This is a genomic window from Roseateles sp. DB2, from assembly GCF_051857535.1.
Taxonomy (GTDB): domain Bacteria; phylum Pseudomonadota; class Gammaproteobacteria; order Burkholderiales; family Burkholderiaceae_C; genus Roseateles_B.
This window is the reverse complement of the sequence record NZ_JBPZGY010000002.1, coordinates 1-25,486: the sequence shown is the minus strand read 5'-3', so window position 1 is coordinate 25,486 and position 25,486 is coordinate 1. Positions and strand designations below refer to the sequence as shown.

The following is a 25,486-nucleotide window of genomic DNA, read 5'->3' as shown; positions in this document are numbered from 1 at the left end:
GTGCTTCCTTGCGCTCGGATTCAGAAGACCTTCTTGACCGCCAGCACCAGGGCGCTCTTGGCCAGGTTCTTGTCGCCGGGGCCCATGTAGGCGTCGGTGCTGGCGCGGACCAGGGCGCCGCTCCAGGTGAAGCCAGCGTAGTCCTTGGTGAGGGTCAGGGCGTAGTCGGTGTAGGAGGCGCTGCCCAGGTTCTTGACGCGCTGGTGGCCCACGTGCGGCGTCAGGGTGAAGCCCTCGCCCAGGTCCAGGGCGGCGCTCAGGTCCAGGTAGCCCGAGCCCTTGGAGTCGGCGAAGCCGAAGAGGTTGCTGGTGCTGTGCGAGTACTTGGCGGTGAACACGCCGTAGGTCAGCGCGCCGTAGACCTCCAGCGTGTTGGCGCTGGGGTTGAGCTTGTTGCTGGGGTAGACGTACTGCAACAGGCCCACGTCCAGGGTCAGGCCCTTGCTGATCTCGGTCTTGTAGCCGCCGTAGACGTCGATCTCGACGCTGGCGTCGCCGCCCCCGTCCTTGACCCATTTGATGGTGGAAGCCCAGGTGCCGAGGTAGAAGCCGTTGCCGAAGTCGTAGTCGGCGCCGCCCTGCAGGGCAGGCTTCAGGCGGGTCTGCGAGATGCCGCGATAGCGGTAGTCGGTGGTCAGGCTGGCATTGAAGCTCAGCGGGCTGGCCGGCTCGTCGGCCCAGGCGGGCATGGCGGTGGCCGTGAGGGAGAGGGCCAGCAGCGCAAACAGGGACTTCATCGCGGGGACTCCTGCAAAGTGGATGTGGAATGACGCTCGACATTCCCTGTTGCAGCTTCCGTGCCAGGAAACGCCCCTCCCCACATCCCCTCAGACGCCCATGGGCAGAGCACGCATGCACGCTCTCGTGCGGCCGCTGCGCACCCGCAAGGGGGGCGCGCACCGAATCAGGGGATGGGCCGCAGATGCGCACCAAGTTGGTGAGCCCCATTCCTGAACTTGGGCGGCGCGCCTGTGCATCGCCCGCGCCGGACCTTCACCGCCTCCGGCACGCATTTCGCGCCGCGGGATGCACCATTGGGCGCCAGGCGCATCACCGGCGTCGCAGCAGGGCCGACACTGACGCCCGCGCCGCTCGCGCGAACCATCGTCCCCCCCACCGCCTCATGCCGCTCCCTTCCTTGCGATTGCGCCCGCCCCCTCATGCCCGCTCACTGGGACGTGATCTGCTGCTGGTCGCCGGACTCAACACCGCCGTGGCCACCTTGCTGCTGCTGATGGCGCTGGGCACAGGTGCACTCCAGTCGGACAGACTGGACCTGGAAAGCATCGCAAGGCCCTGGTGGCAGCTGTTCGTCTATTCCCAATGCATCGGCTACAGCATCCATGGCCTGGGCGGACTGCCCTTGCTGCTGCGCCCGGCCTCGCGATGGAAGCGCCCCCTGGTCCTGAACCTGTTGCGGCTGGCTGTGGTTCCGCTGGGCTTCGGCCTGGGCGCCCTGGTCGCCAGCCTGTTGCTGGATGCCCCACTGCGTCTGCCGCTGACCTGGCACCCCTGGGATGTGCTGGTCGTCGCACTCACTGTGCTGGTGTCCAGCGTGGCCATCCTGCTCACCCATCAGCGGGACCGACTGGAAGCCGAGCGCTTGCGGGCCGAGAACGCCGAAATGCGGGCCGCCAGCGCTCGGCTGCAGTTGCTGCAGCAGCAGATCGAACCCCACATGCTGTTCAACACCCTGGCCAACACCCACGCCCTCATCGACGAAGCGCCCCGGCAGGCACAACGACTGCTGGAAGCGTTGAGCGAGCTGCTCCATGCCAGCATGCAGACGGGCGATCGGGACCTGGTGCCCTTGCGTGAGGAGATGGCCCTGGTGGAACACTACCTGCGCCTGATGGCCATACGCATGGGCGCGCGGCTTCGCTATGCGCTGGACCTGCCCGACGCGCTGGCCCCGGTGCTGCTGCCCCCCCTGACGCTGCAACCGCTTGTCGAGAATGCCATCAAGCATGGCCTGGCCGGCCAGGTGCAGGGTGGCGCCGTGCAGGTACGTGCCTTTGTGCAGGATGAGCACCTGCAAGTCGAGGTGCTGGACGACGGAGCGGGCCTGCAGGCCGAAGCGCTGCCCGCATCCCACAAAGGCATTGGCATCAGCAATGTCCAGCAACGGCTGCGCTACGCCTACGGCCCGGGCGCGTCCGTGCAGGTCAGCCCGCGCCAGTCCGGCGGCGTCCGGGCGCTGCTCCACATCCCCCTGACTCAAGCAAGCCCCGCACCCCATGACTGAACCCCTGCTCGCCCTCATCGTGGAAGACGAACCCGTCCTGGCCAGGCGGCTGCAGGAACAGTTGCTGGCCCTGTGGCCAGGACTCGACATGCTGCCGACAGCCGACAACGGCGCCGCCGCCATCGCGCTCGCGCTGGAGCACCTGCCGCGCATGATCTTCATGGACATCCACATGCCCGCCTGTTCCGGCCTGGAGGCGGCACAGGCCATCCTGGAGGAGTGGCCAGAGGGCATCGCCCTGCCCCTGCTTGTCTTCGTGACCGCCTACGGCCACTACGCCTTGCAAGCCTTTGACCACGGGGCCATCGACTACCTGCTCAAGCCCCTGAGCCAGGACCGGCTGCAGCGCACCATCCAGCGCCTGCAGGATCGTCTTGCCCTGAGCAGGGCCACGGGAGACGCGCACACGGCTGATGATGTCGGCGCCGAGCTGCGGCGCCTGGATGGCGTGCTGCGTCCGCAGGCGCCTGGTGGCGAGCCGCTGAGCGTCATCAATGCCGCCGTGGGGTCGGTGACCTACCTGATACCGCTCGCCGACGTGCTGTACTTCGAGGCGGCCGACAAGTATGTGCGCGTCGTGACCCGCCAGCGCGAGGCCTTGATCCGCATGGCACTGCGGGATCTGGTCCTGCGCCTGGATCCCCAGCGTTTCTGGCAACTGCATCGCAGCGTGGTGGTGCAGGCCAGCGCCATTGCCCATGTCGCGCGCCATGACAATGGCCGGCTGAGCGCCGGGCTCCACGGACACGACGCCCAGCTGCCGGTCAGCCGGCTCTTCGCCCATCGCTTCCGCGCCATGTGAGACCTGGCCTGCCGCTCACGGCGCGCAGCGGTCGTTGGCAGCCTTGAATCGACGGCTCGCGGCCCATCGGCCCTCAAGCTCGGCGCGGATTCCTAGGATGCGGGCACCCAAACAACTGGATGCCTTCCATGCCCTGCTCTCTCAAGTTCACGCCCTCGCTGTCCACCCTTGCACGCCAGCGCCCGCCCAGCGCCATTGGCCGGGCCATCGCCGCCATCGGCATCGCCCTCGGCGCCCTGCCGCTGCTCGCCCAGGCAGAGTCGACGCCCGTCGAGGTTGCTCCCGCCCATCCCGGCTGGTCCGGCACCGTGTTCCTCGGCGCCGTCGTGGCCCCTCGCTATCAGGGCAGCCAGGACCGCCGAGTCCTGCCTGGTGTCGGGATGGAGTTCAGCTACCACGATGCCGACATGGGCACCGTGTCCCTCGGCAATCGGGGCCTGCTCTGGGCGCCCGTGCTACCCCCTTCAATCCGCGTTCAGCTGGGGTTGGAAATCGATCCGGGCCGGGTGGACAGCGACAAGCGCAAGCTGGGCTTGCTGGGCTACCGACCCGGCAGCGCCACCTTGAAGGGCATGGGCGAAGTCCGCGCCACGGGCGTCGCGGTGGCGACGGCCAACTATGCGCTGCCAGGCATGGGCGGCCTTGAGCTGAGCGTCAGCGCCCGCCAGGCCCTGGCCGCGCACAAGGGGCGCCAGCTGAGCCTGGGCCTGTCCTATCCCCTGTATCGGACCGCCGACATGCAGCTGACCCTGGCGCCCAGCCTCACGTGGGCCGACCGCCGCTACCAGCGGGCCTACTTCGGCGTCACCGAGGGACAGGCCGCTGCCTCCGGACGGCCTCAGTTCGCCCCACGTGCTGGCATCAAGAGCGTGCAGCTGGGCATGGAGTTCGATATGGCACTGAGCCAGCAATGGCGACTCGCGGCCTCACTGGAGCTGGCACAGCTGCGCGGAGACGCGGCCCAGAGCCCCGTCACCCAGAAGACCCGTCAGCTCAGTGGGATGGTGGGCGTGGTCCGGCCCTTCCAGTTCTGAGGCCCGGCCCCGGCGCGTCCTGTCTCTTGCGGACGCCGTCACCATCGGACCGGCCAGGGTCCCTACAGAATGCCCGGCAGAGAGACCTGCCCATGACCCTGGCCCTGATCCACAGCCGCGCCCTGGACGGCCTGCGCGCCGAAGCGGTGACCGTCGAAGTCCACCTGGCCAACGGCCTGCCTTGCTTCACCCTGGTCGGCCTGGCCGATACCGAGGTGAAGGAGGCCCGCGAGCGCGTGCGGGCCGCCCTGCTCAGCAGCGGGCTGGAATTTCCCGCGAACAAGCGCATCCAATGTAGTCAAGCGCTTTTTTTCAAAAGCGTGTCAGGTAGATCCTAGACCTGGGCTGTTCGAGCTTCTAAATCTCATGTCGGTGGGCAACGCAACGCGTTGTCCACGGACTTGCCGGGCGCGCAGCGCCCGGCCTACCCCACCCTCTTGCCTTCATGTAGAGGCAGCCCTTTGCTCTTTTGCAGGCCTCGCTCGCGTTCCCCAGCCATGTTGCCGAGAAGATCAAACACCCGGCACGCCACGGATCAGCCTGGAGCGATCATGATTCCTTGATCCCTGGTGATATCAGGTTGTCGCGCAGAGCGGCGTTGGCGGCGTCTTCTGAGACTGAGTGGTCGGCAACCAGGATGTCGACCCATTTACCTGTGCCACTCGCCAGTCGCCCTCTGACGATCTCGACCCGTTTGGGCCCGCCAGCCCATTCTGAGGGGGAGAACCGCAGCCAGCTACCGAGCACATGCATTAAACAGCCATGGCACAGATCGAGGTCGACATGCGTGCCATCGCCAAAGGGCGAGTCGTAGCCAGCATCGAAGTCCAGCGTAAGGAAGTGGTCGAAGTTGTCGTCCCTGTCTGAAGCGATGTCACCACAACGGTCGCACCGAATCTCGCGACAGTAGGCTGCGTACTTGACGCCGAGTTGTTTCGTCATTTGCTTGATCCTCTAGGCTCGCGCAACCACAAACGTGGGCATCCACTTCAAGCGCTTCTCCACACGGCTGAGCTCGCCGAGCTGGGTCGCCACGTGTATTCGCAGTTCCTCCAAGCCATAGATCGGCTCGATCAGCCACTGCGGAAGTCATGGCTCAGGATCTTCATCGACCCGGATTGCCACGGCCGCCGCCAGAATGCCCAGGTACCCTGGCGTCTCGACGAACTTCTCCAATTCGTCTAGCACCCTACGTTGCGCCGCGATAAACGCAACGACGTTGGCAGAAATCGTCATGGGTGCCGCCCAGTTGAAGTCGCAAACTGAATCAGTCGAGCCCCACGAGATCCCAGGCCAACACGCTGACGTCAACCGCGCCACCCATGCCCAGCCTGACCGCTCCCGTCCGAAGCATCTCGCGTTCGATCTCGCGTTCTTCGGCTGGACCCGCCAGTTCGTACTTCCGCCCCGATGATGTGGTCACAACCACCCTACCTCGCTCAACGGCTGAGATCGCCGACGTGACGCAAACGGTCCCTTGTTCATCGCCCACGCCCCCGAATGTGACCAGGTGGAGGGTGCCGGTTCGTGTCCTGATCAACCGCCACGATTGAACCAGCTCCCGCGGCTGCGTTTCGATATCCGGAGCGTCCCGCTCGTTGGCAGAGCTAATAGGCATTGGTTCGGGCAAGCTCATGCGAAAGGTCCGGCACCTCTAGAACCCTTGTGCGGTCCATGGCTGTACAGGTTGAGCGGTCGGCGTGCGGCGGCACAACGTCGGCTTGATGAGACCATGGGTGGGTTCCTGAGTTTTAAATAACGCAGGAAAATTCTGTACGTGCCGTGCCCTGGAGCCAAGCATCTCCTCGAAAGAGCGACCCGTCCGCCCGGGATAAAAAGCGCTTACCGAATACGGCGCGAGGTGGCGTAGGGTGCGCAACGGACAGCACCATGCCCAAGATCCTCCACTCCCGTCACAACGAGATATTCCTCGAACTGCTCAAGCGCACACGCACGCGCAGGCGCCTTCGGCAACGCGATCTGGCGTTGCTGCTGGGCCGTCACCAGGGGCTGGTCAGCAAGGTGGAGCGCGGCGAGCGCAGGCTTGATGTGATCGAGCTGAGAGACTGGCTGAGCGCCCTCGATACCGACTTCATCGAGTTCCTTAGCGAGCTGCATGCGGAACTGGCCCCGCACGGCACTGCAGGCTTGCGCGTTCTGCGCCGGAACAGCCCACGACCCCAATCACCGTGAGCACCAAGCCAATCGTTTTGAGTTATCTATAACGTGGCGTAGATAGCTCAGTTCTTAGACCCTTCGGCGGATGCCTGTCCGCCCGAAGACTTCCCTCAAACCCGGCCGCCCGAAGGGCTATAGCAGCCTTGATGCAGGCATTGCAAAGGCGTTTGGAAAGGCAGCTAAGGGCCGACGCCTCGAGGCAGGTCTCTCTCAGGAGGCGCTGGCGCTGGAGACCGGAATCGAGCGGTCGTACATCAGTCGACTTGAGCGTGGATTGAGCCAGCCAACCCTCCTTGCATTGCTCAAACTGGCCAAAGGCCTGGGCTGCGAGGCGGGCGACCTGCTCAACCCAGTTGAGAAGACCTTCAGGCGTCGACGCTAGCCACAGGCAAGCGGCTATGGGGAAGCACGAGTTTCGGCTCGCTTGCCCATGCCGGAAGATGGCCAGATGAAACGAATCGGACGTTGGTTTACCGCCGCGATCGGACTGGCGTTCACGACCGCCAGTTGGTCGTGGGGCGCCGAAGGGCACCGCATGGTCGGCTACGTGGCGGACGCCGAGCTCAGCGTGAAGGCCCGCATTTCCGTGCGACGCATCATGAACGCCGACTCGTTGGCGTCGGTCTCGAATTGGATGGACGAGGTCAGAGGTACACCGGAAGGCAACACCATGCAGCGCTGGCACTTCGTCAGCATGAAGGCCTGTGGCGAGGCGGAGCCAAAGTGCAAGAACGGCAATTGCGCCACCGGGCGCATCGAGTGGGCACGCGACACGCTCAGAACCGGCTCGCCGGAAGAGGCGCTGAAGGCACTCCGAGTCCTCGTCCACCTGATCGGTGACGTTCATCAGCCCTTGCACGCGGCGGACAACAGTGACTACGGAGGCAACGGCTCCACGGTCACGAATCGGCTGTGCGTCGAGTTTGGCGCTTCGCAGCCATCTGCGTGCAAGCTCCACACCTACTGGGACACCAGTCTTGTGAAGGCCGCCCTGCGCGGTCAGTCCGAAATGGCTGCAGCCAAGGTCTGGGCAGCTGAGATGCCAAAGGCGCCGCTGAAGGCGCCACAGCTCGCCGCTGAGTGGGCAGCTGAATCGAACCAACTGGCCAGGCGGACTGCATATAGGTTCGAAGGGTTCGCCTGCAAGGCGAAGCACCAGTCGTTCGCCGCGGATGACGCCTACGACGCAGTGGGCGTTGCTACGGTCAAGGAACAGATCGTCACGGCCGGGCGGCGCCTGGCGATGACACTGAACGCGGCCTTCGATTGAGCTGGGTCCGCGACCTCAACACCCTCTTCTACATAGGCAGGGGGGGGAGCCACACGTTGAGCGTCATCGTAGTACGCTGATGACTACGCAAAACCAGCCTTCAGCCGGTCGGTTTTTGGGCCCCGCTGATCACTGTGACATTGACATTGCCGTTTCGAAGTTTTCAAGCCTTTGATTTATAAGGAAAAATAGAAATTTCGGCGACCGTCACAGAGCGGCAATTGTGATATAAATAGCGCTCTGTGACATTGGGGCGCCCCATGGCCAGCAAACTGGTTGCCGTACTCCGAGAAATCGGTCCCTGTCTGACCGGAACTGCCGCTGACGACCTGGCCCAGCGGTTCTCGATCACACCGGATGCCGCCCGGCAGCAGGTTGCCCGGCGCGCAGAGCCCGTGCGCGAGCTCAAACTCGACTTCCCGCGACGAGCACGCTTCCTCTACCTGCCGGATCAATGGCAGTCGTCAGCCTTCTGGTCTGCCCTGGGCGACGCGCTCGTGATGGCCGGTGGCGCTTACGCCAGAACGATCTGGGCGCTGTCCGCCCGCGGTGGCATCCTGCCGTCCCATCAGTTCGCCGCTGCCACGGCAACCGGCGCCGGCGAGGGCCAGGTCGACGCCGAAGAGGTCAAGACGCGGCTGGTAGAGGCCGGCCTCCTTGAAGAAGTCGAGCTGGAGGGCGCCGGTACGGTCGTCGGCTTCGTCGAAGCGCTGCAGAACGACCACATGGTTGCACAGTTCCGCGGCCGGATGATCGCAGAGGCGATCTTGCTGGATTCGCTGAAGGAGTGGGCGCGGCGCCTGAACTTGGGCAGCTGGGGACGGTTCAGGCTTCGGGGAGATGACCCAGCACCCACCGTCAATCGATTCGAATGGGACTTGTCGGCGCCTTCCTACCTCGGCCCGCTGCGCACCTTCGCCGATGGCAAGCTGAAGCCTGGGTTCCTAGCGATGGACGTCGTGCTCGCGGACCTGGAAGAAGTCCACGTCAGGCCCTTCATCTACAAGACCGAGACGATCCGGAAGGTCAGCCGCTTGATGCGCTGCATGCAGTTCGTCGTCGCGGACGGCTTCAGCGACAGCGCGCTGGAGAGCCTCAAGAACGCCGGCATCGTCGTCGGCACTCCAGAGTCGCTCTTCGGCCGCGAAGTCGCGGTCGCGCTGCGCGGCCTCATCGAGTTGCTGAGCCACGCGGCAGAGCAAGCCGTGGACCCCGCCAAGTTCGAGAAGCTCTTCAAGACGCTGAGCGGTCTGCCAGGCGCCGACGGGAGACTGCGCGGCAAGCTCTTCGAGTTTGTCTGCGCGGAATTGGCGCGCAATGGCTTGCACGCCTCCAATGTCGTGATGGGCCGTCTGGTGCGCAAAGATGGCAAAGACGTGGCCGATATCGACGTGCGCGGCGAGCTTGGAGCCGACCTGTTCTTCATCGAGGCCAAGGGACGGTTGCCTGGCAACCTGGTGCCCGACGAGGAGGTGAAGCACTGGCTCGAGGTACAGGTCCCGGCGATCGAGAAGGAGCACCGAGGCATGTCAGAGTTTGCGCGCCGGAAGTACCACTTCGAGATGTGGGTCTCTGGAGATCTGTCCGAAGAAGGCAAGCGCATGGTGCGCGAACGCGCCGCGACAGTTCGTCCGACGAAGTACACCCTGAAGGTCCGCTACATAGAAGAGTTGGTCGCGATGGCCAGAGCGGCCGGAGACGCGTCGACGCTCGATGTCATTAGGTCCCACTTTCAAAAGCACCCGCTCGCGGAAGCTTGGTCAGTTCCAGCGCCCAAGTCGACCAGGTCTGCATCGATCGCCCCAACCGGCTCCGCCCCTTCAATGCCGGGGCTTGGAGGAGCGTTGTTGTCCTACGGCTCTGAGCCCTCGCCCTCAAGCGATCCACCGACAACGTCTGTGGCCGGCCTGCTCCCGCCTTGAGGCTTCAGGCCGCGGCAGCCGCCGCGGCGAAGCGATCGAGCCAAGCGAACTCGCTGACCGCAGCATCTTCGAACCTGAACCTGCGCTCGTCGGCTGTAGAGCCGTTGCCGCGGCTTGATGCGTAGATAGATGAAGTCATCACGGACTGGGTGAACGCGGCCATCTTCTGCAACTTCTTGGGCGCCTGGGTCAGGAACCCGAGCGGCACGTTGTATCGACCAGCGCTGGGCAAGGTCCATTGATAACTTGCAACGCCAAAGATGCCAGGAACCAGTAGTGTTTCGAAGCATTCCTGCTTGGGCTGGTAGGGGCTCAAGAAGACGCGGTTGAAGCCAGCATCAAGCAGGAGACGAGCCCGTTTCACGGATTGGTCCTTGTGCTCGTCCTGCCGGCAGGGTGCGACGGCCACGATCTCGGGCGACGATCCAAACGCCTTTGAAAGTTCGGCGCGGACCGCCGTGATGAGGTCGCGTACCAGGCTCGTGCGGCCCCACAGCTCAGAGTCGGGGATGACCCAGAAGGCGGCGGCCGGCAGCTCGACGTCGGGCGTGCGCTTCAGCGCGGCAAGCGCCTTGCGCAGTCCTTCCAGCAGACGAGTCTGCGTCTTGGGCATATATAAAGCGCCGAGCGTCGCTTGGCTTCTGCCACCGTCATAGATCTCGCCGTTGTTCTGTGCATGAACCTCGTGGACGTATCGTCCAAAGTCGATCGTCGGGTCCTTGCGCAGACCAATGCGCCCATCCGGCTTCACCAAGGCGGCGCGTTCTCCTCCGCTCGACGCAGAGAGCAGGTACCGAGCAAGCAGTTCGTCGTCGAAGCGCTCGATGAAGGCGCGAAGGTGATCCGGTCGAGTGGCGAGCGCAGCGATCCGGTCAGCCGTCAACTCCCGCAACTTTGATCGCAACGACTCGGGCAGAAGCTCGAGCTGCGCATCGACCTCAAACTCGACATTGCCCTCCGCATCCACCTCGAAATGCACGGGCAGCGGAACGCTGTATGGCCGGCCAGCGCGAATCTCGTCGACCTTGTAGCAAGCGTAGGCTCGGCGGTTCACGTCTTCGAGTTCGAAGCGCTCGATTTCCAGGAAATGCTTGTGGAACGCCGCCTCGGCCCGATCGCGCGTTTTGCCCGCCTCCGGGTCATCTGCATTCCACTTCAGCTCCAGGCTGTTGTCCCAGTAGTTGCCCGTGAGAGTCTTCGGCAGCGGGGTGTAGGTCAGCAGCTCAAAGACGGGGCGACTCTGACGCTCCGCGATCTTCGTGAAGCGTGGCAGGCCGTCAGAGGACGCCGCGAACCGGGATTCCGCGTAGGACGTGAGCGAGATGCGACCGTTGGCCTCGCCGATCAAACCTTCCTCCCGAAGCAACTCCAGCAGATCGCGAGCCTCACTGGCCGACAGCCCGAAGTACTCCCGCAGGACGCTGACGTCCAATGGCCCGCTCAGATGGAGCAAGCGCACTGCGAAGTCCGTCATGACAGGCACTTGGCGGTCGATCGACACGTGGCAGCGCACGTTGAAGAGCTGCGCCGGAATGGCTACGGCAACGGTGTTGAATCGTTCACGCATGGACCAGGCTCCGCTTCAGTTCCTTCGAAGGGACGAATTGCGCCAGTTGCTCATCCGCGAGGCGCTCGACTTCATCGAGCACGCGCTTCATCGGCGTGGCGGCTCGGGATCTCCACATTGCCGATGAGCTGACGACAACCAGTCTGTCCTTCGCCCGTGACATGGCCACGTTGATGCGCTCGGGGTCGATCAGGAATCCGACATGCTCGCTGGTGTCGTTGCGCACGACCGAGAGCACGATGACGCGGTTCTCCTTGCCCTGATAGCTGTCGACGGTCCCGACTGAGAAGCGGTCGCGCAGGCCGGATGCCCACTCGGCCTGCTCGAGCTTGCGGCGGATTAGGTCGCGCTGAGCCGCATACATGGCAATGATGCCGATGACCGGCTCGTGATCGCCGTCCTGCGACTGGACGTGCTCAAGGAACGATGCGGAGGTCAGGATGCCGCGGACGACCTCCACCACGGCCGCCGCCTCGGCTTCGTTCACGAGCGCACCTTCCGTCGTGCCTGCCGCGCGGTGAAAGGCATTGCGCCCTTGGTCCTGGGTGTCGACCCACACGACCTGGGTGGACAAGAAGTCCGGCAGCATCGCGTACTCGTCGCCCGGCGGCTTGCGACCGACCACGAGGGCATCCGAGTAGAAGCAGTGAGACACCAGGCGGTTGATGTGCTCTGCCATGCGGTACTGGACGCTCAGCGTTCGCCCAACGGACTGGCCGTACTGCGACGAGAAGGCCCGCTGGAAGTTGTTCATCCGCCGGAAATCCTTGCGAGACATGCCCAGAAGCGCGGAAGCCTGGTCTTCGACGGCGCGTGGATAGGAGGGTGGCAGCTGCAGGTGGTCGCCCACGAGCAGCACCCGTTTGCCGGCCTGCATGGCCACTACCAGCTCCATCGGCGAGGCTCGCGCCGCCTCGTCGACGATCACCCAGTCGTAAGGCACGTCCGTGATGCCCAGCGCCTGCTTGCCGACGCCCACGCACGTGCCCGCGACGATGCTGGCACTTCGCGCGAGGAATGCGGTGTAGTTGGATCTCGGACTGCGCAGCACCTGCGAGAACTCGGTGGACAGTCGCGCGATCTGCTCAAGGTGGGCGCACTTGGCTGGACTTGGCGAGCCGTGCCGGTGGGCCAGGGCCTCGAGCTTGTCGTCCACTAACTCCCGGAGCTCGGCGGGGTTCGTTCCGGGCGCAGCATGGATCCCGAACTGACGTCCGGCAAGCTCGACGAACACCTGGCTGAGGCGTCGCAGATGCTCTGCCGCAGCGAGGTCGTTGCCCTCAGACTCGTCAACGGCCCGGGCCAAGCTATCAATGCGCTGCAGCAGCGGTCCGAGCGTGGCATGAAGGTCAGCCGCGTCGCGCACGTAGCCTTCGGGAAGGCCCATGGCGACACCCACGGCACGCACACGATCCTTCACCTCTGCATCGAAGCCCTCGCGATAGTTCTGACGCAGAGCGTCCTCCTGAATGCCGCGCAGCGCAGGCGAAACCATCGACTGCTGGCCGATCCGGACCATGGAAACGTCCAGGCTCGACGCACGCAGCGAGCCCGCGACCTTTTCCATCGCGTTGTTCACGGCCTCGTGCGATTGACTGACCAGCAGGATGTTGTCCGCCAGTCCGCGCGACAGGAGCAGGTGCACGAACGAGGCGATGAACTTGGTCTTGCCCGTCCCGGGCGGCCCCTGCAGCAGCGAGATGGGGCCGTTGATGATGGCGGTTCTGAGCGCCTCCTCCTGGGCGGCGTTCAGCTCGTACTCGCCCAGCTCGCGGAGATCGATCGTCGCGTCGCGCCGGGGCATTCGCTCCGCGTCTGGGTCGAAGTAGTCGACCAGCGAAGGGATCAGGCCGCCGCCGGCGAGTACCCGCTTCATGGCCGCCACGCGGCGCTCCGAAGCCACCTTCTCAAAGGTGCCGCGCACATGCAGCAGGTCTCCCGCCTTGGGCGCGAAACTCATTCTCTTCGCCTGCACCCGCATGATGTCGCGACCCAGGTCTGGCGACACCCAGCCTACGGTGAACCAACGATCGCTGCCGTCGGTGGCGTCGATACCGCGTTCAAGCAGCTCGATGCCCTCATCCTCTGAGAAGTCGAGGACCCCGCCCTCACAGTCGAACGGGATGACCCATTCACCGCTGTCCGGTGGCACCTGCCTCGCGCCTTGGCGGACAGTGATCGTGGTGACGTTCATTTCGTCGGTGTCCGACAGCGCCGTCCACAGCGCCGTGGCGGTGACACGCTGATGCGATGTCGGCTCGGCCTGCTTTGCGTAGGGGTCGACACCGGGAGGGGCAGCGGGGTCTTCGCCTTCCGGTTCATCGACGAGCTCTGCGCTGTAGCGCTGGAAGAGGAGCCCCGCCAGCGCGTGAGCATCGAGGTCCTCCGCAAACGTGACCTGAATCTCAGCGCTCAACGAGAACAAACTGCGTCGGTGTGCGTTCACGAAATCGATGTGATCGATCTCCTTGATGGATGCATCGAGCACAGCCTCCTCTTCCGGGTCGTACTTGATGTACAGCTCCTGCCGCATCCCGACGACGTGGAAGCGCACGTGGCCCGTATCCGCGTGCCGCGTCGCGCGCACCGCGTACTCGCCGTTGTTGGAGATCAGGTCCAGCGATGGCGGCCCACCACGCAGGCGCTTCTTCAGCACAGCCTTGAACTTGGTGATCGTGCGCGGCCGGGGATGTAGCTCTTCCTGAAGCGTCTCGGCAAGCAAGTCCAGAGGCGGCAGGACATCCACCAGGTCGATGGCGCGCGCCACGTCGCTGCGCGTTGCGGCGAACTCTTCGGGGAGCAGGCCGAGTACCAGCGCGCACACCGCAAACGCGTCCCTGTGCAAGGGCGACTCGCCTTCGACGGCGTGCGGCACGGCGCCAATGGTTATGCCCTCGTCGCCATCCGCGCTTAGGTCTGGGATGTCCACTAGGACGACGCGCGGAGGCTCGTCTCCCGCCGCCGCAGGCACGACGATGTTGTCGGCCTTCACGTCGCCATGCGCAAGGCCCAGGACGTGGAGGCGTCGCACAGCGTTGAGCAGCGCGTGCGCCACAAGCGCGCGCTGTCGCCCGTCGGGGCCGGACGCCAGCCAGGCGGTGAGCGTTTTGCCTTCCATCCACCGCGTGACCAGCACGAGGCCGACCGCGCTCAGGCCGAAGTCCAGCACTTCTGGCGCAGCGTCGAATCCGGATTGGCGCAGCGAGCGCGCCTGCTGCAAGAAGGCGAGCAGGCGTAGGTTGCGGGCCATGTACTTCGGGTCGTACCTGAGCTGGGGCCACCACTTCACCAGCACGCGAACGCCATTGAGCTCCGACTCGTAGACCATCTTGGTCGAGGCTGACGGGAGCTGATGCTTGACCCGGAGCGTCATCGGCCCCGCCGTCGTTTCGTAGCCGGCAAAGTCCTCGGCGCGTACATCCGGACCGCCGTCTTCGGCGAAGCAGGCGTTGAGCGCATCGAGTGCTTCCGAGGCATGGCGATAGCGGGCCGCCGGATCCAGGTCCATCGCCTTGGCGTACCAGGGTGCGAGGACTGGTACGCAGAGCTCGGCTGCGCTGTCGAAAACGGGAACGTCGTTCAGGCGCTCGAGTTCCCGGCCTTCGAGCATCTCGTAGACCAGGACGCCCAACAGGAACACGTCGCGGACAAACGGGTCCGCGTTGCGGCCTTGCGCGGTGACGCCTTCGTCCTCGGGCAGCTGGATCGAGCCGGTCTCCAGTTCGATACGGTGGACGCCTACGGTCTGGGCCTGAGGTACGCGAGCGGCCGCAAAGGTCGAGAGGATGACGCGGGACGGCTCCAGCACCCAGAGCGTGCGCTTGGTGATGTCTCGATGTGCGATGCCAAGGGCATGTAGCTTGGCGAAACGCGCCAGGATGCTCTTGGCGAGCAACCGCCGCTCTTGCTCATCCATCTCGCGGTTGCGAGCAAGATGCTCCGCCAGGCGTTCGATGCCGGTGGGCAGGCGATACGCCTCGGCAAAGTTGGTGGTGATGTCGTCCGCGGTCGCGGAGCCGATGGGTTCAAGGAGATCTTCATGGAGCTCGGGCGCCTGCACCCGCAGCGTCTCGTTCAAGCGCAGCTCGCGCAGCCCGATGGTCTGGCGCTCCACCGTCGAGGTGCCACCGGCCGCGAGTGCCTCGAAGTCCCACTTGCGCAGCAAGGCCTTGGAGCTACGGCTTTCCTGGTGCTCCGCGCGGAACTCTGACCATATCTTGCGCGGATGCACGTAGTCCGCCTGGTCCTCGATCTGCTCGAAACCGTACAAGACGGTCCGACGCTTGAGGACGGCTGGGTTGGATGTGGTGAAGATGGCGTCGTAGAGCTGCCGCTGGCGTAGCGGGTCAGCGGAGGCGTAATTCCACTGCGGCGGCGTATCGGGAAAGCGCTTCTTGTAGCGAGCGCCGTCCGAGGCTGCATGCAGGAAGTCCGCTAACGTCAGGACGAAGCGGCGCTGTTCGTCGGGGAAGTTCTTGAGGCGGCAATGGGGGTGGCAGAGAACCACTACCGACTCGATGAAGGGAAGCTTGATCGCCCCGTTCTTTTCCTTGAGGAAGGTTCTCAGCGCGCGCGCCTTGATGTCCGTCACCTCGACCGGCGATGGCATCGCGTGACCGCGGTGGAACCACTGGCCCGACGAGTACTCGATGTCGCCAGCCCAGTTCTTCAACTCGACCACAAGGATGCGATTCGACGTCAGCAGTAGCAGGTCGACGTCGAAGGGCTGCTTGGATCCACGAGGCAGCAAACGGAAGGCGGCGTAGGCAGTCCACGCACTCGGCAACTTGGCAGCGATTTCGCGCAGCGCGGCCTGCTCAACCTCTAGAACACCATGAGGGCTGAGGTACTGAATTCGCACAGTGGAGACCTCCCGAATCGGATCTGTTGGCGCGCCGTCTACGTCGGACAGCCTGCATGAACCGCGAACTGTGGCGTCGGGCTCGTGGGACCAGCATAATGGATCGCTGGAGGAGCGACGGACGGCCCGCCAAGATTGGGGAATACGAACGCTCGGTCTGTGCGGCCAACCAACACCCTGGACGGCCAGGCACCCACCCGCTGAGGCGCTGTCCGCTCGCGGCTTGCCCATCTTCAGCTCCTAGCCCTTGCCGACGTGACGGTGCGTGGCGAAAACTGAAACGCCACGACGAACGGTAGCGTCACGCAATGTCGCTTGACCGATGAGAGGCGGGGTTTGCGAGCTCATCCATGGAATCCTGAATCGCTGCTCAACAGGACGTGGTGTATGGCTAGACGAGCACTTCCCGGCGCGGATGATGCGCCTGATGGCCAGCCGGCGCTGGTGTTCCTCGCTTGCGCCGTTGTGTCATAACGGGGCCGTTAGACAATGCGCGCGTCGTCGTGCCCGTCGTAGACTGATCTAAAAATCCAAGCTTCGCGCCGAGCAACACATCGCCGGCCTGGGGCACGACGCACTGTGGCCCAGAGCCTGGGCGCATTGGAGGAGATGGATGGCGCTTTTCGTGCCCGAGGCGCACGCCGGCCTGTTCGAAAAAGTCGAGCGGCGCTTTCGGCTGCTGCTGTGCAAGAACATCGTCACCGGCATCACGGAGACGCAGTTCGACATGTGGCTCACTACGTGTGTATTCCCTTGAGATCGTTGCTGTGTACTTTGTCTACGCCACCTCGAGCGGGATCGAGAACGTATCGGTGGCGCGCTGCGTAAGCTGGCCGGCCAATCAACCTGACGAAGAAAACGGATACTTGGAGGCAAATAACGTGCGACCTGGGGAGGAGCATGGTGCGCATCCGACGGCTGGAAATCCGCAACTTCCGCTCGATCAAGACGCTCGATTGGGCGCCTTCGGCAGGCATCAACTGCCTCATAGGTCCGGGCGACAGTGGTAAGTCCACCATCCTGGACGCCATCGACTTGTGCTTGGGCGCGCGGCGCAGCGTCAGCATTGCCGACACAGACTTCCACGGGCTTGTCGTCACCGAGCCCATTGTCATCACGGTGACCTTGGGTGGCCTGTCGGACGAGCTGCTGAGTCTGGAGGCCTACGGAGAATATCTGCGGGGGCATGACCAAGCGACTGGGCAGATCGAGCCGGAACCCAGGGCCGACATCGAAACCGTGTTGACGCTACGCCTTGAGGTCGGCGCCGACCTGGAACCGTCGTGGTTGCTGTACTCCGAGAGGGCACAAGACCAAGGGATAGAGCGTGGCCTCGCCTGGAAGCATCGCGCCGCGCTGGCCCCGGCGCGCATCGGCAACTACGCCAGCACTCATCTGTCCTGGAGCCGCAGCTCTGTGCTCAACCGGCTGACTGACGGACGCCCCGATCTGGGCGCCGAGTTGGCTCGCGCGGCGCGCGACGCGAGAACAGGGTTCGGCAACCAGGCAGGAGCCCAACTGGCCGAGACCCTTCAGGTCGTGACGCGTACCGCCACCGCGCTGGGTGTGCCGGTAGGCCAGGCCCAGGCGATGCTGGACGCACACGCGGTCTCCATTGGAGATGGTGCGATCGCACTGCACAGCGAGACCGGCATTCCGCTGCGCTCGCTGGGGACGGGGTCGGCACGCCTGCTGATGGCGGGGCTGCAGCGCGAAGCCGCTCAGGCAGCGACCATTGCACTCGTGGACGAAGTCGAGTTCGGCCTGGAGCCTCACCGGCTCAAGCGCCTGCTCGATTCCCTGGGAGCAAAGGACACGACCCCGCCCCTTCAGGCGTTCATGACGACGCACTCGCCCGTTGCGCTGCGCGAGCTCTCCGGCAACCAGTTGTTCATCGTCAGGCGCGAGGGCGATGGCCATGTCGTGCGCCCAGCGGGCGTGACCGATCAGGTGCAAGGCATCCTGCGCACGGACCCAGAGGCTTTCCTTGCGAAGTCTGTGCTGGTCTGCGAAGGGGCCAGTGAGATCGGGCTGGCGCGAGGCATCGACCAATATGGCGTGGAGGTTCACAACAGAACGTCGTTCTTCGCGCTCGGCGGCGCATACGTCAACGCAGGCGGCAGCACGCCAGACCAGTGTCTGGAGAAAGCGCTCGTCTTGCGCCGGCTGGGCTACAACGTCACTGCATTCATCGATGCGGACAAGCCGCCGACACCGGCGCTTCTCGTGACCCTCGCTGCCGAGGGTGTTGGTCTCCTCACTTGGCGGGCAGGCCGCGCGTTGGAGGATGAACTATTCATCAGCATGGCGGACGCGGCGATCGATTCCCTGCTCGGCTACGCCATCGAACGGATTGGCCGAGATGACGTAGCCGAGCACATTCGGTCCAAGTCGGAAGGTCAGAGAACTCTCGAAGCCATCGAGGCTGAGAGAGCAGCGCCGGGCGCCTATTCGCCAGCGACACGTGAGCTTCTGGGCCGCGCAGCGCGGGTCAACAAGAACGGCTGGTTCAAGTCCGTTTCTGCCTATCAATATGTCGGCCGCACGATCGTGGGACCGCATTGCAACAATTCGGACGCTGGATTTCTTGAGGTGCTGAACCGGCTGTGGGACTGCACCCATGCCGCCTGAACTCGACCTGTTCGCAGTCGCACGCGGGTCGGTTACTGCGCCGGCAGGCTGCGGCAAGACTCAGCTCATCGCCGATACACTGGCGGCGCACACCGGTAGCAAGCCCATCCTGGTCTTGACGCACACCAACGCTGGTGTCGCGGCATTGCGGGCTCGCATGGCCAGAGCGGCCATCCCCAGCTCGGCCTACCGGATCTCGACGATCGATGGCTTCGCGATGCGACTCGCCGGGGAGTTTCCGCTGCGCAGTGGCCTTCCTGCCCACACGCTTGAACTCGCCAATCCAGGCCAGGACTATCCGGCGATTCGTGCAGCAGCGGCCAATCTGCTGCAGGCCGGACACATCAACGCGCCGCTGCGAGCTACTTACGCGAGGCTGCTGGTCGATGAGTACCAGGACTGCAATGCGGCGCAACATAGCCTGGTGGCGTGGGCCGCGCAGACCCTGCCCACGTGCGTGCTCGGTGATCCCATGCAGGCGATCTTCGGGTTCGGTGGCAATCGCCTGGTCAACTGGCAAGTCGATGTTGAGGCACAGTTTCCTGCCGTTGGCATGCTGCAGACACCTTGGCGCTGGCGGCTGGCTGGAACTGAGGAGCTGGGGCAATGGCTGCTGAACGCACGGGCGCTTCTTCAAGCCGGGCAGCCCGTAGACCTGCAGGGCGCGCCAGCTGAAGTGCACTGGGTGCAACTGGCCGCGGCGACGGCCGAAGAGCAGCGCCGGGCTGCCGCAAGGACACGCGGGCGCAACGCTCAGGACAGCGTCCTCATCATCGGCGACGCGATGAATGTCCGCGGGCGCTACCAGCTGACCAGTCAGACACCTGGCGCGACGGTGGTGGAGCGCGTCGACCTTGTGGAGCTCATCCAGTTCGCACGAGACTTTGACCCCGCTGGCCCCAATCCGCTGGGACAAGTGGTCGAGTTTGCTGCGAGCCTGATGACAGGCGTCGGGGCGGCAGCGCTACTGGAGCGTGTGCGCGTTCTGCAGCATGGCAGGCCTCGCAATCCGCCGACACCGATCGAGGCTACAGCCCTGGCGTTTGCTCAAGCTCCCAGCGTCGCTGAAGCATCTCGTCTGCTGCAGGCCTTCGCTCGGCAGCCGGGGACACATGTGTACCGTCCCGAAGTGCTGCGCTGCTGCCAGGCAGCCATGCAGATCGCCGCTCGTGGCACCTCCACTTTGCACGCTGCAGCACTCCAGGCGCGCGAGCGTCAACGTCACATGAGCCGCCCGGTTTCTCGACGGTCCGTTGGCAGCACCTTGTTGCTCAAAGGACTCGAGGCCGATGTTGCCGTGGTGCTCCAGCCGGAGGCCATGACCGCCGCACACCTGTATGTTGCGCTGACACGAGGCGCGCGCCAGGTGGTGGTGTGCTCGCCCACCAGCGTCTTGACGCCACGGGAAGGTGCCTAAAGAAGTGGCCGCAGGGTAAGCATCCGGCCAAGGGCACATTGACTCGGTGAAGACGACCTGCACGAGCAACTGGCGAGACCTGTCTTTACCGTAACACGTTACGGTAATTACCGTAACGGTGCCGGTCCGGTCGCATCAGCCACCAGTGACGTGGCTCAGCGGGGACGTTCGCAGCGAGTCGTGAGCCTGCATGCGGTTCAATGCAGAGGGTGCTTCGGTCAACCTCAGCACTTTTGATGATGCGGCGGATCAAGGCTGAAATGATGATGAGTTTTTGGCTGCGGCAATGACTGCCGTAGGTTGCTTCGCAAGCAATGACTCAGGCTCCATCATGATGTTTGGCTCTTGCCTCGCAATCCTGATCGCTGGCACGTTGGTAAGTGCAGCTTTTGGGCAAACAGCCCCCGACCCAGTTCCTGGCCTGTTGAGCGCTCGGAAGCCGCGCCCGGAACCTTTGGGCGAAGTGACAGAGCGCGCCAAGCAGTCGGTCTTGGCCGAACTCCGACGCGCCGGTGGCAGCACTGCCAAAGGAGCACTGGTGTTGCAGTCGTTGCCCGCAGCCAAGGTCATCGAGCGCCTCGCAGTCTCTCCGCTGGTGGGGCCTTCCACCATCGCGCCGCCGAAGCCAGGGGCGGCGACGCCCAGTCCGTCCGTCAACGTCTCAGGTGGAGGTGGCGCAACGACGGCCCATGCAGGCGTGGCACTTCTTCTGGCCAAGGAATCGGGACAGGCGCAGTTCAGTGCGCAGTGCAGCGGAACTCTGATCCGGCAAAACGTTGTGCTCACGGCCGCGCACTGTGTGTGCTACTCATACGACGAGTCGAAAAACTATCCGTCCGGCCGCGAATGCGTACACGGCACCGAGACGCGCGCACCCGCATCGCTGATGGATGGGAGCAACTGGCGCGTCTTCTTCCAGCATGTCGGCATGCGAGAAGTCAGTCGTGTTGTCGTCAACGAGGGCTACCGCTTCGATGGCAAGGGGGTTCGCGACGATCTGGCACTCTTGATACTGAAGGAGGCTGCCACGGAGATCATCCCGCCCGAGCTGCCTCCAGCTTCAAACCCAGCCATCCCTTGGACGTCTGGGCGAATCGTCGGATACGGGTTCAGCTCTGCGGACGATCCCTCTGCGGCGGTTCTCAAGAAGCTGGTACAGCCCGGGATCAAAGCTCACGGCAAGGTGGAGGCTGGCAGCTGTCAAGGCTTGTCCTATCTGGACCCTGCAGGCAGCCTATGTTCGTTGTTCTCCGACGCAGCGATCGGCTCGGCTTCGACGGTCTGCGGAGGTGACTCTGGTGGACCGCTCTGGCAGTCTGATGCAAACGGCTCCACGATCGGTGTCACGTCCGGACGGAGTGACCCAGACTGTCGCGAGAAGGGCACCGTTGGGTTTCAGATGGCCACGTCCTATCGAGAGCATCGGATGTGGATCGATGAGCGGCTGGAAACCTACGGGGTAGCCAGCGTGAAGGGGAAGTGGCCTGCGTTCGGTGACAACCTTCTTGCAGTGCTGGACCGCCGTAACTCGGTGCCGTTCAGCGCAAATGGCACGTACGAGTCGGAAAGCTGGATCCTGTCGCAGGTCGCAACGCCGATCCTTGCCACCATCAATTCGTCGGGTGCGATCGACCAATTCAGCGTGCAGGACCGCAAGGGGAAGGTGCTGTGCCGCGGAGCGGCTGACGCCCAGCGTGAGACTCCCAATGTCGGTTTTTGCTGGGCGAGGGTGCCTGCCGGTACCCAGTTCCGAATCGTAGCCAAGGGGACGAAGGACGAGTACCTCCAGTACGTCGTCACGACTCACGCGTCGTTGCCGAAATGAATCGACGGCGCGCAGCTCCACCACAACCGAGAGCCAACATCATGAAGATCAAGTCACGTCTCGCCGCGATCGCCGCGATGAGCCTTCTCAGCGCGTGCGCAAACTTCAGCACGGCGTCCAACTTCGTCCGCGCGGAGGCCAGCGGCATAGAAGGAAGCAAGACCGTGGTGGTGCTCATCGGCCCCAATGAGCCCCCGATCAAGGTCATGGACACGTTCAAAACGTACGCACCTGGAACGGATTTGTCCTGGCTTCCTGGCGACAAGGCGTGCGGTCTCCAGCAGGTTCCGCCAACACCTGCTATCGCGGCCCCCCTTGTTCCCATCATCGCAGCCGTTGCAGAGGTTGCTTTCAACTTGTGGGCTGACGAGCAGCAGCGAAAGATCGAGGCAAACGTCGAGTCGGCCAAAGCAAGCTACGCGGCCACCTGGATCATGTCTGCCGACCAACTAGCGCAGACCCAATGCGTCGCCATGGTGCGTTACACGCAGGACGATGGCGGTCCGATCAAGTCGGGTCTGACGACGGTGCTCAAGTTCAATCACCTGGGCCCGGCACCGGACGGCCTTTCAAGATCATTCACGTTCACCCCGATCTACGTCCACATGACCAACTCGGTTGCCGTCACGATGAAGGCGCCGGAGCCGAAGACATCGCTCTCTTTCGCTGTAAGCGTCAAGGCGGTCGGCACACCAGAAGGCGGGGTTCAACGTCTCCTTCCGTCGGGAGAGGGTGTGACGACCGTGCCTGCTGTGAAGCTCGGCAAGGCGCCGCGGTGCAGCACCTCGGACTGCAAGACGTCCGACCTGATGCCCTACCCAGTCAAGGCTGGGGCGCTCAGCGTCACCATGGCCATTGCCGAGCAGGGCAATACAGGCTTCGACGACAAGGCGGCACTCGCGGAACTGGCTGCGGTTAAGGCTGCCTTGGGGCCCGCCATCGGCGAGGCCGTGAAGAAGAAGTTCGGCGACTGAGCCTGCCAATTCTCATCCCCACCGAGCCCTAACCAGGACATCACCATGAGCGTGACGAGACGCCATCTGATCGGGTCTTCTGCATGTGGCATTGCTGCGGCGCTGGCTGCCCCGAGTGCGTGGCCGCAGACGGCGGCGCCCCAGCGGATCTCCCTTACGGCCTTCTCCACGAAGCCTGGCAAGGTTGAGCAGCTGCGGACGTTGTTTCGCAAGATGCGGGCGAAACCGGCGTCAGACCCGGCGAGCTACTTCTTCCAAGGCGCCGTGCATTGGCTGCCAGACTTGAGCAGCGCTGCCGTCGCAGCCAGATCCGACCTCAAGGTACTCGCGGAGATGTTCAACGCGGATCCGGCTGCTAAGAAGATGCTCGGCTACTGGGATCAGTGCACGCACCTTGGAGAGAAGTCGCCAGCGGACTTCCTGCTTTGGCACAGGGCGTACCTCTACTACTTCGAGCGACACGCAAGGGTGACGCTGGCTGATCCAACGTTTGCGCTCCCGTACTGGGACTACAACGAGCAAGATGCTAGCAGGCAGCTACCCAAGATCTTCCTGGATGCCAAAGTCGATGGGCAGGACAACCCCCTCTACCCGATCCGTGGCCTGAAGCGGACTCTGAATACCGCATCGAGGATGCTCGCGAAGGAGGACGTAGCGACCAATCTGGTCATGGGCAATGACTATTACTTCAGCGAGCCCGGAATCGAAGGGATGGGTGAAGACATCGGACTGGGTACGGCCATCGACGATACGCCCCACGGCCGCGTGCATGGTGGCGTGGGCGGTTGGATGGGCGATATCACAACGGCGGCGTTTGATCCGGTGTTCTGGATGCATCACTGCAACATCGATCGTCTGTTCAGCCTCTGGATGGGCAAGAAGCGCTTTTGGTCTAGGACGATGAAGGGGAGCGAGATCGAGACCTGGCTGAGCGGCGGGGCCTACCGATTCTTCGATGCTGACGGTAAGCTTGATACAAGGCCCAGGAGCTTCTTCCTGGACCAGAGCAATCTTGGATACACCTACGACACGGATCCTGCGGTGATTTATCCGCCTGAACCGCCACCTCCTCAGCCGACGGTGGTGACACCTGGGACTGTCGACTCGACTGGACTCGACAAGAGCGTGAAGGGATTCGTGATGAAGCCCGTCGGTGGTTTGCCAGAGGCCGTCAGTATTTCGGCATCCAGCGGTGGCGTGGCGACGGTTCCACTGGCGTTGCCTTCGGCAGGGGCGTCCGGCCCGGTGCCGCTCGCTGTGCACAACCAGTCCATCAGCAAGCTCAACCGGACATATGTCGTGCTCAGCGAGATCAGAAAGGCCGGCGAGCTCGGAGGCAATTACGGTGTGTTCGTCGGTCCCCAGGCCGAGGCGGCCAAGGATGCTTCAAGTCCTGCCTATGTCGGGCGGTTCAGCTCTTTCGAAGCGCCGGCGGTCGGGCAGCAGCGGCCCGGCTATCGACGCAGCTTCGACGTCACTCGCCTGATTGCCAAGCTCGGCGGTGACACTAAGAGCCTGGTGGTGCGCGTGGTGCCGATGCAAAGCGCGGACAAGGTCAGCAACGACGCGCCGGGTAGGCTCGTCATGAAGATCGAGGTGCAGTCCGCGATCGCGTCTCAGGAACCTGTGAAATAGCGGCCAGCGTGCGCAGCGCTGATGCGCGTCGACCGACACGCGCTGCAGCGCGCATCGAATCAGGGTGCCTTGTTGACGAACGCCAGGGCGTGGCTGGCCATGTACTGCAGAAAATCGTCGAACAGGTTGTCATCCAGCATCAGCGGCTTACCGATCTCGCTTGCGATGCCATAGATTTTCAGCCGCAGCCGCTGCTTCTCTTGCTGAACGATGCCGCCTGCGTGGGTGAGGCAGTTGCGCGCCTCAATGATTGCCGCCAGCTTCAACAGCGGGCCGTCGTTGTTGATAGCGCTGGTGACCGAAAGCGTCTGGTGCAGTTTCCTGATCTGGTTGAGTGTCCTGTTGCCCAACGTGATCACGGTGGGCGCAGCGCCGAAGGGTGGTGTGTACGGCACGTCGAAGTGAGCGTTGTTGCTGATCGTGCAGCCGTAGATGCTGCAGAGACGATCGAACAAGATCTCGAATGCCGTGCACAGCTGGATGACAGACATCTTCAGTGCCATCTGACCGTACTCGCCGGAGGCAATGCCACGCTTTAGATCGCCGATACTGCGAATCGTAGTGGCCTCTTCCGGGAAGTTGTTGGAGAGTGATAGCTTGAAGTTGTCGTCGCCCAAGGCTGACAGGTCAGCGCTTTCGATCAGGCGCGCGCCGGCGTACAGCGTCGCGACACGCATCAGCAGCTCCCTGTAGTCATTGAACGCTTCAACGGCCTGAGGATTTGTTCCGGTCGAGTTCCAGTTCATCGGGTGGCAGGTTAAGTTACTAAACCCGCTATCCTCACTGACAACGCAAGAGACCAACGGCATGACGTGATGGGCGCTGTGCTCACCACAGGACGCTGAGGCTCATCGGAAGTCCCTGCTCTTCGTCTCCAGCCCGCCCACCAGCGGCGACCAGTCCTCGTCCTGGCTTGCGATGATGTTGCAGACGCCATGCTCTCGCTGAAGGCTGCCCTTGACGGCGACTAGCTGCCCATTCGGCACGACGGGCCAGATGTGCGTAAGCGTCCCGGCAAGTCATGTTGACGCAGACAACGGCGCTCGGCTCGGCGCGATTGCAAGATGCCGTTAGTGCTTGGATGACCTTTTGGGCGCACCTTCAGCGCGCCGCCAGCGAAACCAC

Annotated in this window: 19 protein-coding genes and 1 pseudogene; 14 read left to right on the top strand and 6 right to left on the bottom strand. The window is 63.8% G+C overall.

Features of this window, described 5'->3' with window-relative positions; all coding sequences use genetic code 11:
* Positions 1 to 20: 20 nt before the first annotated feature.
* The gene (locus tag ACS5PK_RS02580; RefSeq protein ID WP_439438719.1) at positions 21 to 737 is read right to left on the bottom strand and encodes a TorF family putative porin; all 717 of its coding nucleotides are present in this window, start codon (positions 735 to 737) and stop codon (positions 21 to 23) included.
* A gap of 386 nt (positions 738 to 1,123) precedes the next feature.
* Between ACS5PK_RS02580 and ACS5PK_RS02575 the strand changes: the two genes are divergently transcribed.
* From ACS5PK_RS02575 to ACS5PK_RS02560, 4 genes and pseudogenes are all read left to right on the top strand, one after another.
* Positions 1,124 to 2,245, top strand: coding sequence for a sensor histidine kinase (locus ACS5PK_RS02575; protein ID WP_439438718.1), 1,122 nt, complete (start codon positions 1,124 to 1,126; stop codon positions 2,243 to 2,245).
* Positions 2,238 to 3,047 carry a LytR/AlgR family response regulator transcription factor gene (locus ACS5PK_RS02570; protein WP_439438717.1) on the top strand — a complete coding sequence of 270 codons (810 nt, stop codon included), beginning with the start codon at positions 2,238 to 2,240 and terminating at the stop codon, positions 3,045 to 3,047. Before ACS5PK_RS02575 ends, ACS5PK_RS02570 begins: the two co-directional genes overlap by 8 nt.
* Positions 3,048 to 3,175: 128 nt before the next feature.
* Positions 3,176 to 4,081: a MipA/OmpV family protein gene (locus tag ACS5PK_RS02565; RefSeq protein WP_439438716.1), complete on the top strand. Its 906-nt coding sequence runs from the start codon at positions 3,176 to 3,178 to the stop codon at positions 4,079 to 4,081.
* A 92-nt stretch (positions 4,082 to 4,173) separates the two neighbouring features.
* Positions 4,174 to 4,386, top strand: a pseudogene (locus ACS5PK_RS02560) (magnesium chelatase domain-containing protein); the annotation flags it as partial.
* A 244-nt stretch (positions 4,387 to 4,630) separates the two neighbouring features.
* On the opposite strand, the gene ACS5PK_RS02555 reads toward ACS5PK_RS02560, so the two are convergent.
* Both ACS5PK_RS02555 and ACS5PK_RS02550 read right to left on the bottom strand, forming a co-directional pair.
* Complete coding sequence (locus ACS5PK_RS02555) at positions 4,631 to 5,023, bottom strand: hypothetical protein (protein WP_439438715.1); 393 nt, start codon at positions 5,021 to 5,023, stop codon at positions 4,631 to 4,633.
* Positions 5,024 to 5,170: 147 nt separating this feature from the next.
* Positions 5,171 to 5,317 (bottom strand): hypothetical protein, encoded by a 147-nt coding sequence (locus tag ACS5PK_RS02550; protein ID WP_439438714.1) that lies wholly within the window; start codon positions 5,315 to 5,317, stop codon positions 5,171 to 5,173.
* Positions 5,318 to 5,971: 654 nt separating this feature from the next.
* On the opposite strand from ACS5PK_RS02550, the gene ACS5PK_RS02545 reads away from it, so the two are divergent.
* The 4 genes from ACS5PK_RS02545 to ACS5PK_RS02530 all read left to right on the top strand — a co-directional run bounded on the left by ACS5PK_RS02545 (position 5,972) and on the right by ACS5PK_RS02530 (position 9,451).
* Entirely contained in the window at positions 5,972 to 6,274 is a 303-nt protein-coding gene (locus ACS5PK_RS02545) for a helix-turn-helix domain-containing protein (RefSeq protein ID WP_439438713.1), read from the top strand.
* A 70-nt stretch (positions 6,275 to 6,344) separates the two neighbouring features.
* Positions 6,345 to 6,641 (top strand): helix-turn-helix domain-containing protein, encoded by a 297-nt coding sequence (locus ACS5PK_RS02540; RefSeq protein WP_439438712.1) that lies wholly within the window; start codon positions 6,345 to 6,347, stop codon positions 6,639 to 6,641.
* 66 nt (positions 6,642 to 6,707) lie between these two features.
* A complete protein-coding gene (locus ACS5PK_RS02535) occupies positions 6,708 to 7,529 on the top strand; it encodes a S1/P1 nuclease (RefSeq protein WP_439438711.1) in 822 nt (273 codons plus the stop codon).
* Positions 7,530 to 7,789: 260 nt separating this feature from the next.
* A complete protein-coding gene (locus ACS5PK_RS02530; RefSeq protein WP_439438710.1) occupies positions 7,790 to 9,451 on the top strand; it encodes a hypothetical protein in 1,662 nt (553 codons plus the stop codon).
* Between the two features lie 4 nt (positions 9,452 to 9,455).
* Here the strand turns inward: ACS5PK_RS02530 and ACS5PK_RS02525 are convergent, their stop codons facing one another.
* Together ACS5PK_RS02525 and ACS5PK_RS02520 are read right to left on the bottom strand one after the other, a co-directional pair.
* On the bottom strand, positions 9,456 to 11,018 hold the full coding sequence (locus ACS5PK_RS02525) for a hypothetical protein (RefSeq protein ID WP_439438709.1): 1,563 nt from the start codon (positions 11,016 to 11,018) through the stop codon (positions 9,456 to 9,458).
* Positions 11,011 to 15,879, bottom strand: a complete 4,869-nt coding sequence (locus ACS5PK_RS02520; protein ID WP_439438708.1) for an AAA domain-containing protein — start codon at positions 15,877 to 15,879, stop codon at positions 11,011 to 11,013. Before ACS5PK_RS02520 ends, ACS5PK_RS02525 begins: the two co-directional genes overlap by 8 nt.
* 613 nt (positions 15,880 to 16,492) lie before the next feature.
* On the opposite strand from ACS5PK_RS02520, the gene ACS5PK_RS02515 reads away from it, so the two are divergent.
* The 6 genes from ACS5PK_RS02515 to ACS5PK_RS02490 all read left to right on the top strand — a co-directional run bounded on the left by ACS5PK_RS02515 (position 16,493) and on the right by ACS5PK_RS02490 (position 24,361).
* A complete protein-coding gene (locus tag ACS5PK_RS02515) occupies positions 16,493 to 16,636 on the top strand; it encodes a hypothetical protein (protein WP_439438707.1) in 144 nt (47 codons plus the stop codon).
* Positions 16,637 to 16,779: 143 nt separating this feature from the next.
* A complete protein-coding gene (locus ACS5PK_RS02510; protein WP_439438706.1) occupies positions 16,780 to 18,510 on the top strand; it encodes an ATP-dependent nuclease in 1,731 nt (576 codons plus the stop codon).
* Positions 18,500 to 19,927 (top strand): UvrD-helicase domain-containing protein, encoded by a 1,428-nt coding sequence (locus ACS5PK_RS02505; RefSeq protein WP_439438705.1) that lies wholly within the window; start codon positions 18,500 to 18,502, stop codon positions 19,925 to 19,927. Before ACS5PK_RS02510 ends, ACS5PK_RS02505 begins: the two co-directional genes overlap by 11 nt.
* Before the next feature lie 490 nt (positions 19,928 to 20,417).
* Positions 20,418 to 21,752, top strand: coding sequence for a S1 family peptidase (locus ACS5PK_RS02500; RefSeq protein WP_439438704.1), 1,335 nt, complete (start codon positions 20,418 to 20,420; stop codon positions 21,750 to 21,752).
* Positions 21,753 to 21,793: 41 nt separating this feature from the next.
* Positions 21,794 to 22,726, top strand: coding sequence for a hypothetical protein (locus tag ACS5PK_RS02495; RefSeq protein WP_439438703.1), 933 nt, complete (start codon positions 21,794 to 21,796; stop codon positions 22,724 to 22,726).
* A 45-nt stretch (positions 22,727 to 22,771) separates the two neighbouring features.
* Positions 22,772 to 24,361: a tyrosinase family protein gene (locus ACS5PK_RS02490; protein WP_439438702.1), complete on the top strand. Its 1,590-nt coding sequence runs from the start codon at positions 22,772 to 22,774 to the stop codon at positions 24,359 to 24,361.
* A 59-nt stretch (positions 24,362 to 24,420) separates the two neighbouring features.
* On the opposite strand, the gene ACS5PK_RS02485 is transcribed toward ACS5PK_RS02490, so the two are convergent.
* A complete protein-coding gene (locus tag ACS5PK_RS02485; RefSeq protein WP_439438701.1) occupies positions 24,421 to 25,107 on the bottom strand; it encodes a hypothetical protein in 687 nt (228 codons plus the stop codon).
* Between the last annotated feature and the right edge of the window lie 379 nt (positions 25,108 to 25,486).

Bases quoted from the DNA above. Each gene is read 5' to 3' on its own strand.
- ACS5PK_RS02580 (WP_439438719.1), bottom strand. From the start codon at position 737: ATGAAGTCCCTGTTTGCGCTGCTGGCCCTCTCCCTCACGGCCACCGCC.
- ACS5PK_RS02575 (WP_439438718.1), top strand. From the start codon at position 1,124: ATGCCGCTCCCTTCCTTGCGATTGCGCCCGCCCCCTCATGCCCGCTCA.
- ACS5PK_RS02570 (WP_439438717.1), top strand. From the start codon at position 2,238: ATGACTGAACCCCTGCTCGCCCTCATCGTGGAAGACGAACCCGTCCTG.
- ACS5PK_RS02565 (WP_439438716.1), top strand. From the start codon at position 3,176: ATGCCCTGCTCTCTCAAGTTCACGCCCTCGCTGTCCACCCTTGCACGC.
- ACS5PK_RS02555 (WP_439438715.1), bottom strand. From the start codon at position 5,023: ATGACGAAACAACTCGGCGTCAAGTACGCAGCCTACTGTCGCGAGATT.
- ACS5PK_RS02550 (WP_439438714.1), bottom strand. From the start codon at position 5,317: ATGACGATTTCTGCCAACGTCGTTGCGTTTATCGCGGCGCAACGTAGG.
- ACS5PK_RS02545 (WP_439438713.1), top strand. From the start codon at position 5,972: ATGCCCAAGATCCTCCACTCCCGTCACAACGAGATATTCCTCGAACTG.
- ACS5PK_RS02540 (WP_439438712.1), top strand. From the start codon at position 6,345: ATGCCTGTCCGCCCGAAGACTTCCCTCAAACCCGGCCGCCCGAAGGGC.
- ACS5PK_RS02535 (WP_439438711.1), top strand. From the start codon at position 6,708: ATGAAACGAATCGGACGTTGGTTTACCGCCGCGATCGGACTGGCGTTC.
- ACS5PK_RS02530 (WP_439438710.1), top strand. From the start codon at position 7,790: ATGGCCAGCAAACTGGTTGCCGTACTCCGAGAAATCGGTCCCTGTCTG.
- ACS5PK_RS02525 (WP_439438709.1), bottom strand. From the start codon at position 11,018: ATGCGTGAACGATTCAACACCGTTGCCGTAGCCATTCCGGCGCAGCTC.
- ACS5PK_RS02515 (WP_439438707.1), top strand. From the start codon at position 16,493: ATGGCGCTTTTCGTGCCCGAGGCGCACGCCGGCCTGTTCGAAAAAGTC.
- ACS5PK_RS02510 (WP_439438706.1), top strand. From the start codon at position 16,780: ATGGTGCGCATCCGACGGCTGGAAATCCGCAACTTCCGCTCGATCAAG.
- ACS5PK_RS02505 (WP_439438705.1), top strand. From the start codon at position 18,500: ATGCCGCCTGAACTCGACCTGTTCGCAGTCGCACGCGGGTCGGTTACT.
- ACS5PK_RS02495 (WP_439438703.1), top strand. From the start codon at position 21,794: ATGAAGATCAAGTCACGTCTCGCCGCGATCGCCGCGATGAGCCTTCTC.
- ACS5PK_RS02490 (WP_439438702.1), top strand. From the start codon at position 22,772: ATGAGCGTGACGAGACGCCATCTGATCGGGTCTTCTGCATGTGGCATT.
- ACS5PK_RS02485 (WP_439438701.1), bottom strand. From the start codon at position 25,107: ATGAACTGGAACTCGACCGGAACAAATCCTCAGGCCGTTGAAGCGTTC.